Source organism: Lactiplantibacillus sp. 30.2.29 (genome assembly GCF_018991255.1).
Lineage (GTDB): Bacteria > Bacillota > Bacilli > Lactobacillales > Lactobacillaceae > Lactiplantibacillus > Lactiplantibacillus pentosus.
Window position 1 is genome coordinate 81,820 of the sequence record NZ_JAGYGU010000005.1, and the last position, 13,533, is coordinate 95,352.

Consider the following 13,533-nt stretch of genomic DNA (forward strand, 5'->3'; position numbering starts at 1 on the left):
TTAACTACCGTTAAATTCAGTACTCAGTCAGACGTACCAACCTTAAATTGTTGATAGTATGGGAATGACAAAGGATGAAGTAAAGGACTGACGTCAATTTTAGTTATAGTGTAATTAAGTTGGGGATTATATACATTTAACCAGCATAATAAATAAAGTGGTTAATAAAAATAATTAATGAATTTTAATTAATGCTGGTCATTGCGGGCGTTTACATATTATAGTAAAGGTACCGGGACGCTAGTTGGGTAAGTTAATCATTGAGAAACAATTCAAGGGGTAATCGAAATATGAACGAAAATTTGCGGAGCGTAAATATGAGCCGAACAATGAGTCGGATGAACCGACACCGGATGAATCCACGGCGCTACATAACGGGTTTTGATGGCATTCGGACACTGGCAGTGCTAGGGGTGATTATTTACCATTTAATGCCAGCATCGTTGCAAGGTGGCTACTTAGGGGTGCCCATCTTCTTCGTTGTTTCTGGTTACTTGATCACTGATATTTTATTACAAGATATTTTAAGTCGTGGCCATGTTCGAATCTGGCGCTTTTTAGGTCACCGGATGCGGCGGCTATATCCGGCGTTTGTCACGATGTTGTTGGGGACCACGGCGTATATTACCTTGTTTCAGCGGTCGTTACTGACGAATATTCGGGCGACGGTCCTGACGAACTTGGTCTACGTCTACAATTGGTTTGAAATCAATCACGGACAAAGTTACTTTGATCGGTTTAATGGTGAATCACCATTTACCCACCTGTGGTCACTATCGATCGAAGGACAATATTATTTATTCTGGCCATTAATTATTGGTGTATTAATGGTGATTTTCAAGAAACGCTCCCGGGTCTTTTGGTTCATGATGATTGCAGCTGGTATTTCAGCCATTACGATGGCGCTGTTGTATGACCCAGCGAACACGAACCGGGTTTACTACGGTACTGATACGCGGATGTTCGCCATCCTATTAGGTTCCGGATTAGCCTTTATCTGGCCTTCACGTGAGTTGTCAGCTGACATTGCGAACATCAATCGGGTGACCTTAGACATCGTCGGTGGGGCTTCGTTAATTGCAATTATTTGGATGTTTTTCCAGATGTCTGGTCAATCTGACTTTACGTATCGCGGCGGGATGTTGATTTTCACGATTCTATCGACGATTTTGGTGGCGACGGTTGCGCATCCAGCCAGTCACTTGAATCGCGTGCTGACCAATCCGCTATTCAAGTACGTTGGTCAACGGAGTTATGGGATTTACCTGTATCAATTTCCAGTGATGATTTTTTACGAATCCAAGGTCAAAAACATCGGTGATCACTTGTTGCTGAATAGTTTGATTGAAGTTGCTTTGATTTTGATCGTGACCGAATTGAGTTATCGCTTTATCGAAAACCCAATGCGTCACTACGATTACAGTCGCTTGTTAGTTGATCTTCGCGACTTTATCCGTAAGCCAAAGTTCAACCGCGTGACGACCGCCATCACAGTTGTGACGACCGCCTTGTTCGTAATCACTGCAGTTGGCTTCGTCCAACAACCAAGCAAGGCTGAAGCTAACGAGAAGACTGAGTTGCAGAAGACGATTGCTGCTAATTCTAAGGCTGCGGATAAGAAGAACGCAGCGGCTTTGAAACGGCAAAAGGCAGCTCAGGCTGCGGCCGCTTCACATAAGAAGGTTGCTACCGAGAAGATGGAAACCAAGCAGGCTGAAGCCAAGTTATCGTCGAAGCAGAAGCAAGTTGAAAAAGAATACAGTTTGAAGCCACAAGTCGTTTTAGCAATGGCGGATACTGATTTGACAGCGATTGGGGATTCAGTGCTCCTGGATGTTTCCTCTGACTTACAGGACGTGATTCCTGGGACCGTTGTTCAAGGTCGGGTCGGACGCCAGGTCACGGAAGTTCCTAGCATCGTCAATTCATTGAAGTCGCAAGGTCAACTTGCCCACAACGTCTTGCTGAACATCGGGACGAATGGGACGGTTACTAACGATCAAGCCGAACAGGTCGTTAAGCTGATTGGTAAGGACCGGCAGATCTTCTGGGTCACCGCGCACGTACCAACGCAAAGCTGGCAGAATGCGGTTAACGCACAAATCGAAAAGACGGCCAAGAAGCATCCAAACGTTCACGTCATTGATTGGCATGCGCGGGCTTTGAATCACAGCGATTGGTTTGCCGCTGACAACGTTCACCCGAATAACACTGGTAATGTTCAGCTTACGAACTTGATTGCTAATCGGATTGCGGAAGTTAATAATAACTAGTTTGAGAAATCCAGCCTACCGTGATGGGGGCTGGATTTTTTTAATGGTGTAACAATTTTTGAAGTTGATAGGCAACTTGCCTAGATGTTCTATTTTCGGTAACAAAATAGCTGTCGATGTAATTGAAGTCATGAGTTCTTCTGTGGCAGATTTATTGCTACTGCAGGGACTGTAATCGCTCCAGAACCTCTCAATTTTGCGGCGTAGCGTATCGAAAAATCAGATGACGCATTGTGCTAGTTAATTTGCGCCATGAAAAACGTCCCTTTCAGAATACCGTGCGTATTCTGAAAGGGACGTTTCATTAATTAGTGGGTTTTCTTAAGTGGCACATGCAAACGAATATCATTTAAATTCAGTGAGTACTGGAGATCCTGGTTGCCACGAATCGTCATCTTCATGTCGGTCGCGTAAATGACCAGCCCTAGTTGGTGACCCTTGAGTAGGTGGTGGAACAGGGGTTGAAGGTCAACCGCGAAATCATAGAAGACGTTGGGTTGGATGGCCTCGGCATGCCATGGTTGATGGCGGTTTTGCAAATTGAGATGACCCTTCGTAATCATCTTGAAAGGCGTCTCGCCAGCTAGCTTGAAGTCTTTCAAATCGTCTTCGCGCCAGTGGTAGCCTAAGTCCAGTGCTTTCGCTTCCAAGACTTGCGGACTGACGGTCAAGCGCCGTGCTGCGCCAAAGTCGATCAGCATAAAGCTCAGCATCCCGAAGTTTTGATTAACAGCGACGGACCCTTCGATGTGTGGCACGCCAACTAGCAACTGGTCATCCTCGGCTTGCCAAGATTTGAAGAGCAACCGGTGGTCATAGAGCGGATTCAACTTATCTTCTTGCAGCAAGTCACGTTGCCAAGCATCCAGATGATGTTTGTAGTGGTCAAAGAGCTTGTCCGGCAACTTATCTGTAAAGTGGGCAGCCCGTTGGTCGACGGTGTGGTCAGCCGGCACCAGCTCCTTATATTGCACCTTAAAGTCAAGTGCGTCGGTCGTATCTTGCCACCAGTTATCGTAGCCATGCCAAGTCTGCGCGGCCGTGTTGTCCTGAACGAGGACGTTTGGCAGGAGTGCATCGGCGTGGTTATCCAAATCATATAATTTATGACTCAACCATAAATTCATCATATCGGTGAAATCAAGTGACTGTAAATTATTGATATAAATATGTTGGCCCTGATGCAGAATTAATTTTTTAGTGACGGGGACCTGCTGGAGTTTATCCCAGAGGTTCGCCACGTTACGCGGTTTGACGTTCCAGTCGTTCAGTCCGTGGACCATCACGATGTCTGCCTTGATATTGCCGACATTTTTGAGATAGTTCCGTTCGTCCCAGAAGCGGTTGTAGCTTCCAGTCGCGCGGTCCTGATCACGAGTCAGTTCGGCGAGTTTTTGGTCAAACTTGGCCTGGATCTGATGCGCGTCACCGGCTTTTAAGCTCCGAGAAAAGACTTCGGCGGCTAACACATCGGTATCTTCACCTTGGAAGGTATCGGGGGCCACGACGAGCCCGTTATCGCGGTAGTAGTCGTACCAGCTGGAAATGGCGGCTTCTGAAATAATCGTCTTAAGGCCATCAACACCGGTAGTGGCAGCCGCAGTGGCGAGCGTGCCGAGGTATGAACGGCCAGTCATCGCGACGTTGCCATTGCACCACCAAGCGGTAATCGCCACGTCACCATCGCGATTGGTGAATGCTTGACGTTTGCCAGTCAACCATTCGATAATCGCCACGGTCGAGGTGGTTTCATCCACGTCACCAGTTGGGGCCAAGCCGTCGGAATCAATTGAGCCGATTCCAGCCGCATACACGACGGCAAATCCGCGGGCTAAGAAGTAGTCGTTGAGGGTGTAGGACTTCTCACGACTAAAGGTCTCTTCAGCGGTCGTGGTCGTACTTTCAGGCGTCCGTGGTGCGGGTAGTGATGTTTGTTCAGGTTGGTATTCAACGTCGGCATACGTATTGTCATCCGGTTCCTTAGCGGTTAACGGCACGTCGACGTTATGCATTTGAGCCTCGCCAGCATGGTCGTTGATCCCTTGGTTGTAAGGACTAGCCGTGTAAAGTACCGGCACTTTTAGACCAGTGGCGGTTTCGGCCGGGCGTAAGATCTCGACTTTGAGTAAATCACGCTGGCCGTCGTGGTCCGTATCGAGTGGTGCTTCAACGTAGACCACTTCACGAATCAAGGTGTTGGTATCAAAGACGGCTTGGGCTTTACCATTGAAAAACAAGGGCTTTTGTTCGTTCGGTAATTGATAGAACGGGACAAAATAACCGCGGGTCGTTAAAGATTCAATTAATGTTTGGCCATGGTTGCCACGTGTATTGAGTAATAAATACCAGGCGTAATAAAGTGATTCACGGTCAAAAGCGGTGTCACCAACCATTGGTAAATGAATGTCACGCATGGCCAGCAATGGGTCAGCTAAGTCAAAGTCTTGGCCCGGCAAAAAACCGAGCAATTGCAGGCCGACGTTATAAAAAACTTGATTATTGACGATGGTCGCGTCAGCTAACCATTCTGTCAGGGTCTGCTGACTGGTGGCCATGATATTGTTGAATTTATGTTTGAGGCCACTAGCCGTGTGAACTTCTGGTAAGCCCTTCGCCAACAAGGCTTGATAAACGGCAGGCACAGTTGTGAGCGCCGTCATTTCAGGCGTAATAAAGTGTATTTTTTGGAGTTCGGCAATTGCTGCTTCCGAATCGGTGGGCACAATTGCAAATTGATTATTTTTCATAAGTAAATTCCTCATTAAGTATTATTAGCAATATTATACCGCTAATTATGTCAGAACCAAGGTTTCTTACTGACAAGTTTGTCAGGTTGTGGTAGGTTGAATGCAAAGTGAATTATCTAATGGAGGGATCAACATGGCAGAGTTTCCAATTCTATATCAAACCCAGGCAGTAAACGAAGACGGCATCCAAGGGCAGGCCTATGTGCCAGACGGGTTACAAGTATCAGTTTCGAGTCCACTCAAACCGGTCGCCGGCACTAATCCGGAACAACTGATTGGTTTAGCGTTAAGCACTTGTCTGAATGCGACCTTAGAGGCCATCGAAAAAGAACACGGACAAGCGCACCAGAGTAAAGTCGTAACGACGATCAAAATGTCCCGTGACCGTTTTGGCTACCAATTCTTCTTGGACGCAGCGGTGACGATTCCAGAGGTGGATGCGGCGACCGCCAACCATTGGATCGAAATCGCGGAGACCCGTTGCCCAGTCGCCAAACTAGTGGGGGCATCCGCTAACGTGACCATCCATTTGGCCGAGTAAGCGCAGGACGTGAGTTAAAGCGATCTATTAGTCAGAACTGCACATTAGTAATAGCAACATTCAGTCCAACCAACATCTTAGTAAAAGCAACGTACTTAGTCAAAATCACACAATCGTCACAATAAAATAGCAATCAAACAAAACATGGCTTGTGCCGCAACCCGAATTGGTCGCAGTGCAAGCCATGTTCAGCTTAGTGCTGTGAATGCAACTTCATCATCAAATGGTGTAAGGCTGGCATTTGGCAATGGTGATCCGCCATCGTCGTTTGAACCTTGTCAACTTGTTGTAAGGCGAGCTGCTTAGTCTTTTCACGCTCGATTTTGAGCTGCTTGCTTAGTGCCCGCGACTTCCAAAAGCCGTGAACGCCAATCGCAACTGGGACAATGTGCAGCGCCGTCGTAACTGGAATCAACCAGGGATTCTGTTTGAAGAGCTGTAGGACTTGGGTATGGTGTTCGTGGAGATTCTCGTGAATAAGTTTAGGTGTCAACATCGAATCACGCTCCTTTATCATTAACGCTATCATACCTTAAAATGCAACCGTTGTCATTGATACGCTGAAATTGCATGCAGACGCAAAACCGCTCGTTTCAAAGTCAGGTGATGACTTGAAACGAGCGGTTTAATCTTGTCAGTATCAATGTGTCTGTTGGTGCGCTTGTTCTGGGCTCTGAGATAACCTGACAACGTTGGAAATATTTGAACACACGCATCAATCATTGCCAGTTTGACATGAACGGGTACTGTTACCAGCAGGCCAAGCCTAGCATTCACAGTGCCCTAAGCTTCGTCGTCCGCCTTATTCATGCGACTGTGACGGATCCCGTAACCGAAGTAGATGAGCAGACCGAGCACAAACCAGGCTAGTGATGCGAGCCAAGTCTCAGCTGAAAGTTGGGTCATCATGAACAGGCACAGTAACCCCGAGATAATTGGTAAGACCGGATAAAATGGCACCCGGAATCCTTTGATCTGGTTGAGCTTTGGATTGCGCCGGAGTAACAAGATACCGAATGAAACGAACGCAAACGCAATCAGTGTCCCGATGTTAACCAGGTTAGCGAGTTGGTCGAGTGGAATCAAACCACCGAGAATCGAAATGACGATCGTCACAGTCAACATGGCGTTTTTAGGCGCGTGATGTTTGTCAATTTTACCTAAGAACCGGGGCAATAGGCCATCCCGGCCGATGGAATAGAGTAGTCGTGAACTACTGTAAATCATCGTGACCATCATAGTGAACATTCCGGCGAGGGCGCCAATCGAGATGATGCCGGCAACAAAGTTTTGATGAACGAGTTGCAATGCGAAGGCAACGGCATCGTCCACGTTGAGTTGTTTGTACGAAACCATCCCAGTCAACACGCCTGAAACTAAGATGTAGAAAATCGTACAGATCACCAACGTCCCAATAATCCCAATCGGCATATTGCGTTTGGCATTTTTGACCTCGGCAGCGGATGACGAGACGGCGTCAAAGCCCAGGTAGGCGAAGAAGACGACCGCCGCTCCTTTTAGAATCCCCATGCCGCCAAATGGTGCAAATGGCGTCCAGTTGCTTGGTTTGACGTAGAATGAACCGACCAATAGGAATAACACGATAATGGCGAGTTTGACGACCACGATAATATTGTTCAAACGAATCGAAGTCTTTAAGCCGGTGTCAATGATCCAAGCAATCAAACAAACGATTAAAATTGCGACGACGTTAATGTAAGTGCCGTGAGCCGGGTCAAACGAACCAGTAATGGCTTTCGGCAACTTGAGTCCGAAGCCAGCAATGAACGAATTGAAATATGCTGCCCAACCGACTGCCACCGTGGCGACGGCGAGCACGTATTCTAGGACGAGGGCCCAGCCGATGATCCAACCAATCATTTCGCCGTAGACGATGTTGCCGTATGAGTAAGCCGAACCGGCAATCGGCAGCACCGAAGCGAATTCAGCGTAGCACATTGCGGCCACCGCACAGACGATGGCGGCTAGGACGAAGGATAAAATGATGCCGGGGCCGGCCTTAGTTGCGGCGACTGTCCCGGGTAGAATAAAGATACCAGTCCCGATAACGGCACCGATACCCAGCGCAATCAAGTCGACTGCTGAGAGGGTGCGTTCAAAATGACTGTCTTTTTGTAAATAGCGCTCTAAATCTTCTTTTTGGAAGATGCGCTGGAAAATCCCCATAACATGGACCACCTTTTTGGTTATTTGTAACAGTTGATTGTCATTATCGACAATTTGCCATGCTCATATGATACCGTGGTTGATTATTAAAAGTCAATTAGAACTAACACTTTTTATTCTTAATAATTAAGGAAGGCTCTGTTGATTTTGTTGAACCGCCAAGTTATGACGGCAAAAATTAGCCGATGACGGATAGTTGCTAGTCATTAAACACTGTCTAAATACAGTTAAGACCAGTAATTATCAAAATCTAAACGAAGTTAATACGTTAAACTGTTAAATCGATACGCTAAAGCTTATAATATTGTTATCAATAGAGATTATTTCAAGAATGGTGGGATTAAAATGGCAGCGGCAATCGATATTACCGGGCAACACTTTGGGCGGTTAACAGCGATGTATCGGGCAGGACGGGCGAAAAATGGCAATGCCCTATGGTTTTGTCAGTGTTCGTGTGGGCGCACTTGTGTCGTAGATTCTTACGTTTTGCGCCACGGCAAGACGCGGAGTTGTGGCTGCTTGGCAGCTGAACAGAGTCGGCGCAATATCTTCAATAATCCGGAAGTCGTGTCACGGATGGGTGATCCACGGAATTTGAAGATTCATGACCATCACACGGATGTGAGCTCACTCAAGAAGTCCAAGCGCAATACGAGTGGCGTGGTTGGCGTGAGCTACGACAAGCAGTCGCATTCGTGGGTCGCACACTTTTACTTTAAGGGCCACTATGTCCTCAACAAGCACTTTGACCATTTTGAAGATGCCGTGCGGGCCCGGCGCGCAATTGAACAACAATATTTGTTACATCAGGAGTAAATAACTAGCTTGTACAGTTCTGGAGAACATCCGACTAATGAGGGGCGCGGAGGAAGGGCCTCTTTTTCGTGTTTGGTCAAATGCAGAATCATTAAAAGTAGACGTATTGGTGAGTTGCGTCAGTGTTTGTTCGTCATACTCCGACTTCCGGGGCCGGCTGACAACGCTGGAACGCAGCCGACATCGATTTGAACTCACGCAGAAAATCACTGCGCAATTTCAAAGATGAGCGTTTCACCCCATGATTGCTTTGAAATCCAATCAATTCGGTGTGGACGGGTTACAGGGCAGTTGAGTTCTGATAGAATAAGCACTAAACAACTTATCAGAAGGAGGCGACGTCCGTGTCAACGATGTTAGTTGTCGAGGATTTATCAGCGGTGGGGGGGATCTCGCTGAGTGCAGCTTTACCGGTGTTAACGGCGATGCAATACGAGGTCGCGGCATTACCGACTAGTTTATTATCAACGCATACAAGTGGCTATGGAACGCCAGCTGTCGTTGATTTGGCAGATTGGTTGCCACGGGTTTTTCAACATTGGACGCAGGCTGAACTGAAGATTGACCAGGCGTTGATTGGCTATCTAGGCTCGGTACCACTGTGTCAATTAGTGACGCAGTATTTGGCCCAACAACCGTTAGACTTATTAGTGGTCGACCCAGTTTTAGGTGACTTAGGCAAACTGTATCAGGGCTTTGATCAGCAGTATGTCGACGCGATGCGTGATTTGATCAAACACGCGGATGTCATTTTACCAAATACGACTGAAGCGGCGTTGTTGACGGGGATGCCGTATCAAGAAAATCCCGATTTAACGGCCATCTTGCCAGCGCTACAACAGCAACTAAAGCCCGGGGCACATGCGGTTATTACGGATGTCCAGCGGGGTAAAGAGATCGGCTGTGCGTGGCTAGATGATCACGGCACGGTTCAATTCTATGGTCAGCCACGGTTACCCGGTCACTATAATGGCACCGGCGACACGCTCACAGCGGTGATTGCGGGACTGTTAGGGCAGGGCGTCGACTTAGCGGCTGCCTTGAAGCGGGCCAATCAGTGGTTGCATCTTGCAGTCGCCGAAACGATTGCGCAGCAACGAACAGATGAGCGTCAAGGGATTGCCTTGGGCCAACTGCTTCGTGCAATTTTGAGCGTTCATTGAGCCTGGAACATGTTATACTAAGACGTAATTCATAATTAGGAAGGTGCGACTTCATGAGTACAGAAGTAGCAAGTGGCGCGGTCGTCTATCAGCAAAAAGACGGTCATCCCGCTTATTTATTATTGCAGAGCGCAACCAGTGATTTCTGGGGGTTCCCTAAGGGGCACGTTGAAGGCAACGAGACTTTAGCGGAAACGGCCAAACGCGAAATTCGTGAGGAGACGCAGATCGACGCGACATTGGACACGAATTTTAAAGCGTACACGGAGTACGATTTACCAAACGGCAATTTGAAGCAAGTGACCCTATTTGTCAGTGAAGTGCCGAGTGGCGTGGTGGTGACGCGGCAAAAAGCTGAAATCAGTGCGATTGGCTGGTTTGACTATGCCGCAGCCCGCGAACGACTGACTTACGATAACTTGAAAAAAATGCTGGACCAGGCGAATGCGTACATTGAACAACACCTGTAAGCCTGAACGAGCGTAAAAAAATTACTGGTGCCGTCGCATAAACGGTACCAGTAATTTTTAAACAACTTTTTTTAGATGTGGCTTAGGCCTGAGTTTTTAAGTTTGCAACTGCATCTTCGATTGTTACGCCTTCAGCGAACAATTCTGGATGAAGTTTGTCAGTTGCAACAAACATTTGGCGTTGCGTATCTAAAACAATGCTGAACCAGCTATTCGTTTTTTGAAATTGCATATGACAAAACTCCCTTCTGAAAATTGTTGGTTTGCTACGAGATGCGTGAATCATCTATTTGAACCTTACAATCTCGTTACTATACTCGGTTTACCGAGCTAACGCAAATGAAAAGCTTTACATGGACTAAAAATGGAGGTTAATTTACTTTGACAAAGCAACGCATCTTTGTGATTACTGGCCCGACTGGGAGTGGCAAGACAACGGTCAGCCATTACTTGTGGTCGCAGTATCAGATTCCGCAAGTTATCACTCATACCACCCGGGCACCGCGAGAAGGCGAAGTGAGTGGCCGTGATTATTACTTTGAAACGCCGGCTAGTTTTGCAACCAAACATTACCTCGAACACGTCACATACAGTGGCAATCAATACGGGTCTTCACGGGAAGGCTTAGCGGCCGCCTGGGAACGCTCGCCATTAATTAGTATCGTCTTGGATACCGCGGGCGCGATTACTTATGCCCGTGAGTTAGGTGAGCAAGCCGTCGTGATTTACCTGGAAGTTGCGGACCAAGAAGCACTGATTGAGCGGTTGACTAAGCGTGGTGACCAACCAAGCCGGATCCAAAAACGGGTCGCCAGTGAGGAATATTTACGGGACCAAGCGTTGCCAGCCGGGTTAGTCGGGCACGCACACGTGTTGGTCAATGATGAGTGGCAGGCCACACAACGTCAACTGGACCAACTAGTGGCAGAGTATGGTGCGCCGAATGCCGTTTCTAAGGACTAGCTCGTTGGATTCACCGGGCAACAAGATTCACTTTTATGGGTGACTATGCTAAACTAAATAGTAATGATTATGATTTAGTCGAGTCCTGGTCGGTAGGAGGCAACAAGCAATGGAAACACCAATTGAACAAGCCGTCGCGATTTTACGCCGTAATCAACTCAAGATTACCAAGCAGCGGCAAGCACTTTTAGATTATCTGGTCACCTATCAGGACCATTACGTCGCCATCTCGGAAGTTGATGAGCATATGCGCACGCTATTTTCAGGGATGAGCCACAATACTATTTATCGAAATATTAAGGAATTTGAAACGTTGGGCCTACTCGAATTGAAAGCCCAGGCGAATCAGACGCTCGTGAAATATCAATGTGACTTCAAGCACCAGCACCATCATCATTTTGTGTGCTCGAATTGTGGCAAGGTCACGGAACTCGAGGCTTGTCCGCTGGATGAATACGAAGCGCAACTGCCTGGTTGCACGATTACCGGGCATCGAATCGAGATTTATGGGTTGTGTGCGGACTGTACGAAAAAACAAGCGTTGAATAGCTGACGAAAGGTCGGCTTTTTTTATGGCGGCTGGCGGTAAAGAGTTTATTAATTTGGGTTGGAATTAGTGCATTCTACCCGTGAGCATGGTTTAATTATAGATTAGAAAGAATAACAGGAAAGCCTCAGAAGGGAATGACATCGATGGCTTATCGAACACCACCATTTATTTCACCATTTGCAATCGTGTCGATCGTTTTAGCGCTCGGCGTAACCAACGTGGTCGTTAATAAAACCACCCATACTGTGAATGGTGCCAAGGCCAGCAGCAGTGTCGTCAAAAGCTCGTCAGCGACTTCAAGCAGTGCGAAGAAGAAGGCCGCTGATGATAGCTCCGATGAAAGTAAATCCAAAGACAAATCGAGTTCAGATTCATCCACGGATGATGAAGATAACAACTCAAGTAGCAGTAGTAGTAGCAATACAGATGACAACGATAACAGCAGTAGCGCGGACAAGACCAGCAGTACGTCGAGTTCGACGACGGGTACAAGTTCTAGTACGACGGATGACGACGATGCTTCAAGCAGTAGCAGCAGTGCCGCCACGACGACGGATGATGACGATGATGATAGTTCATCGACGACCTCATCAAGTGCAACGACGACGTCCAGCTCGACGACCACACAGTCAGCGACGACGACTACTGACGACGGGAGCGAATAGTGAATGTTTAGTATTTTAGATATGATTAATCATGCGTTGGGGTACGTCAACGTCAATGTTAAGATTAAAAATCAAATTTATATTGGCATTGGTATCGCTGGTAACCTGTATTTGGGCTACGTCGCCATCCGCTTGATGCAAAACGGTGCGTGGTTACGCGGTATCCTCTACATGTTAGTCTTCTTGGCGTTGATTTACTTTATTACGTTAAACGTGATTTATTACTTTACTAATAAGACAGCCAAGTATGATTTATCACCGAAAATTGAAAAATTGTTAGGCGGTAAACCAAAGGAAGCGTTGGCCGCTGAACAGCAAGCTCAAAATAACCAGCAACAACCCTACATTCCGGCCAATGGGATTTTTGATGGTCAGGAATTATTGCCGGCCACGGTCAAAACGTCGCATACCGAACAGGAAAATGTGCATCAAATCGTCGATCAGTTGCAAGCGGCTAATATCGTGCGGTTGGATTACGGTGGCATGAGTGATGATGCGGTCATCCAGCAGGCTCAGGCCACTGGCGAACCGGTATATGCGATTGGGCAGGGGATCCAGATTCCATTTTCGCAACTGAAATTGGAAAACCACCGCTTGGTCATCTATGCGGGCATTAACCAGATGGACCAGTCACCGGTCGGGCATATTACGAAGGTTGGCTTGACGGATGTCCACGATGCCCATGAGGACTACAAGCTGTATCTCGCTTCAACAGTGATCACGGGCGGCATGAGCAAAATCGCAGGTCGGACCTCAGCCATCGAGCAGCCAGGTGATTACCAGGTCACGGCGCAGGTGGCGTATGAGGATAGGCAAGAATAAGAGTGGTTCTAAAGGCGGTTAGTTTGTGAGCATTAACGGTAAAAGGGCTATCATCCTGGGCTTGGATGATGGCCCTTTTATTGTTAAGCGGAACAAACTGCCTTTAGAACCACGTTTCGGCCATCTAGGTAGAGCGGCTGGTCATCCGGTTTTGGGATGATTAGCGGAACAGGGTTAAGCGGAGCTGACTGTGGCGTTTAGCACGTTTCGACTGTAAAGATAGAGAGCAGTAGGTAAAAGGGTTATCATCCTGGGCTTGGATGATGGCTCTTTTAGTGTTAAGCGGAACAAACTGCCTTTAGAACCACGTTTCGGCTGAAAAAGCAGAGCAAAATT

13 protein-coding genes are annotated in these 13,533 nt (G+C 47.4%); 9 read left to right on the forward strand and 4 right to left on the reverse strand.

What is annotated here, in order from left to right:
- Positions 1-290 precede the first annotated feature (290 nt).
- Complete coding sequence (locus KGF65_RS04210) at positions 291-2,273, forward strand: acyltransferase family protein (RefSeq protein ID WP_216748403.1); 1,983 nt, start codon at positions 291-293, stop codon at positions 2,271-2,273.
- A 308-nt stretch (positions 2,274-2,581) separates the two neighbouring features.
- Here the strand turns inward: KGF65_RS04210 and KGF65_RS04215 are convergent, their stop codons facing one another.
- Positions 2,582-5,020: a Xaa-Pro dipeptidyl-peptidase gene (locus KGF65_RS04215; RefSeq protein WP_105924296.1), complete on the reverse strand. Its 2,439-nt coding sequence runs from the start codon at positions 5,018-5,020 to the stop codon at positions 2,582-2,584.
- Positions 5,021-5,153: 133 nt separating this feature from the next.
- On the opposite strand from KGF65_RS04215, the gene KGF65_RS04220 reads away from it, so the two are divergent.
- Positions 5,154-5,561, forward strand: coding sequence for an OsmC family protein (locus KGF65_RS04220; protein WP_050339082.1), 408 nt, complete (start codon positions 5,154-5,156; stop codon positions 5,559-5,561).
- A gap of 193 nt (positions 5,562-5,754) precedes the next feature.
- Here the strand turns inward: KGF65_RS04220 and KGF65_RS04225 are convergent, their stop codons facing one another.
- Complete coding sequence (locus KGF65_RS04225; RefSeq protein WP_021336718.1) at positions 5,755-6,057, reverse strand: hypothetical protein; 303 nt, start codon at positions 6,055-6,057, stop codon at positions 5,755-5,757.
- Positions 6,058-6,344: 287 nt separating this feature from the next.
- Entirely contained in the window at positions 6,345-7,748 is a 1,404-nt protein-coding gene (locus KGF65_RS04230) for an amino acid permease (protein WP_050339080.1), read from the reverse strand.
- A 345-nt stretch (positions 7,749-8,093) separates the two neighbouring features.
- Between KGF65_RS04230 and KGF65_RS04235 the strand changes: the two genes are divergently transcribed.
- From KGF65_RS04235 to KGF65_RS04245, 3 genes are all read left to right on the forward strand, one after another.
- Entirely contained in the window at positions 8,094-8,564 is a 471-nt protein-coding gene (locus KGF65_RS04235; RefSeq protein WP_101873954.1) for an AP2 domain-containing protein, read from the forward strand.
- Positions 8,565-8,917: 353 nt separating this feature from the next.
- Positions 8,918-9,727, forward strand: coding sequence for a pyridoxamine kinase (locus KGF65_RS04240; protein WP_253954416.1), 810 nt, complete (start codon positions 8,918-8,920; stop codon positions 9,725-9,727).
- 53 nt (positions 9,728-9,780) lie between these two features.
- Positions 9,781-10,197 (forward strand): bis(5'-nucleosyl)-tetraphosphatase, encoded by a 417-nt coding sequence (locus KGF65_RS04245; RefSeq protein ID WP_021336720.1) that lies wholly within the window; start codon positions 9,781-9,783, stop codon positions 10,195-10,197.
- An 82-nt stretch (positions 10,198-10,279) separates the two neighbouring features.
- Here KGF65_RS04245 and KGF65_RS04250 read toward each other — a convergent pair whose 3' ends face one another.
- Positions 10,280-10,429 carry a hypothetical protein gene (locus tag KGF65_RS04250; protein ID WP_003637935.1) on the reverse strand — a complete coding sequence of 50 codons (150 nt, stop codon included), beginning with the start codon at positions 10,427-10,429 and terminating at the stop codon, positions 10,280-10,282.
- Between the two features lie 149 nt (positions 10,430-10,578).
- On the opposite strand from KGF65_RS04250, the gene KGF65_RS04255 reads away from it, so the two are divergent.
- The 4 genes from KGF65_RS04255 to KGF65_RS04270 all read left to right on the forward strand — a co-directional run bounded on the left by KGF65_RS04255 (position 10,579) and on the right by KGF65_RS04270 (position 13,197).
- Positions 10,579-11,160, forward strand: coding sequence for a guanylate kinase (locus KGF65_RS04255; protein WP_050339075.1), 582 nt, complete (start codon positions 10,579-10,581; stop codon positions 11,158-11,160).
- A 109-nt stretch (positions 11,161-11,269) separates the two neighbouring features.
- Positions 11,270-11,713, forward strand: coding sequence for a Fur family transcriptional regulator (locus KGF65_RS04260; protein ID WP_003637937.1), 444 nt, complete (start codon positions 11,270-11,272; stop codon positions 11,711-11,713).
- A gap of 140 nt (positions 11,714-11,853) precedes the next feature.
- Complete coding sequence (locus tag KGF65_RS04265; protein ID WP_216748405.1) at positions 11,854-12,375, forward strand: hypothetical protein; 522 nt, start codon at positions 11,854-11,856, stop codon at positions 12,373-12,375.
- Positions 12,376-12,378: 3 nt separating this feature from the next.
- Positions 12,379-13,197, forward strand: coding sequence for a DUF6681 family protein (locus tag KGF65_RS04270; protein WP_213472047.1), 819 nt, complete (start codon positions 12,379-12,381; stop codon positions 13,195-13,197).
- Positions 13,198-13,533 lie beyond the last annotated feature (336 nt).

What these genes read in the sequence shown, in the direction of transcription:
- KGF65_RS04250 (WP_003637935.1), bottom strand. Translation starts at nt 10,429, where the DNA reads ATGCAATTTCAAAAAACGAATAGCTGGTTCAGCATTGTTTTAGATACG.
- KGF65_RS04270 (WP_213472047.1), top strand. Translation starts at nt 12,379, where the DNA reads ATGTTTAGTATTTTAGATATGATTAATCATGCGTTGGGGTACGTCAAC.
- KGF65_RS04210 (WP_216748403.1), top strand. Translation starts at nt 291, where the DNA reads ATGAACGAAAATTTGCGGAGCGTAAATATGAGCCGAACAATGAGTCGG.
- KGF65_RS04260 (WP_003637937.1), top strand. Translation starts at nt 11,270, where the DNA reads ATGGAAACACCAATTGAACAAGCCGTCGCGATTTTACGCCGTAATCAA.
- KGF65_RS04245 (WP_021336720.1), top strand. Translation starts at nt 9,781, where the DNA reads ATGAGTACAGAAGTAGCAAGTGGCGCGGTCGTCTATCAGCAAAAAGAC.
- KGF65_RS04220 (WP_050339082.1), top strand. Translation starts at nt 5,154, where the DNA reads ATGGCAGAGTTTCCAATTCTATATCAAACCCAGGCAGTAAACGAAGAC.
- KGF65_RS04230 (WP_050339080.1), bottom strand. Translation starts at nt 7,748, where the DNA reads ATGGGGATTTTCCAGCGCATCTTCCAAAAAGAAGATTTAGAGCGCTAT.
- KGF65_RS04235 (WP_101873954.1), top strand. Translation starts at nt 8,094, where the DNA reads ATGGCAGCGGCAATCGATATTACCGGGCAACACTTTGGGCGGTTAACA.
- KGF65_RS04225 (WP_021336718.1), bottom strand. Translation starts at nt 6,057, where the DNA reads ATGTTGACACCTAAACTTATTCACGAGAATCTCCACGAACACCATACC.
- KGF65_RS04240 (WP_253954416.1), top strand. Translation starts at nt 8,918, where the DNA reads ATGTTAGTTGTCGAGGATTTATCAGCGGTGGGGGGGATCTCGCTGAGT.
- KGF65_RS04265 (WP_216748405.1), top strand. Translation starts at nt 11,854, where the DNA reads ATGGCTTATCGAACACCACCATTTATTTCACCATTTGCAATCGTGTCG.
- KGF65_RS04215 (WP_105924296.1), bottom strand. Translation starts at nt 5,020, where the DNA reads ATGAAAAATAATCAATTTGCAATTGTGCCCACCGATTCGGAAGCAGCA.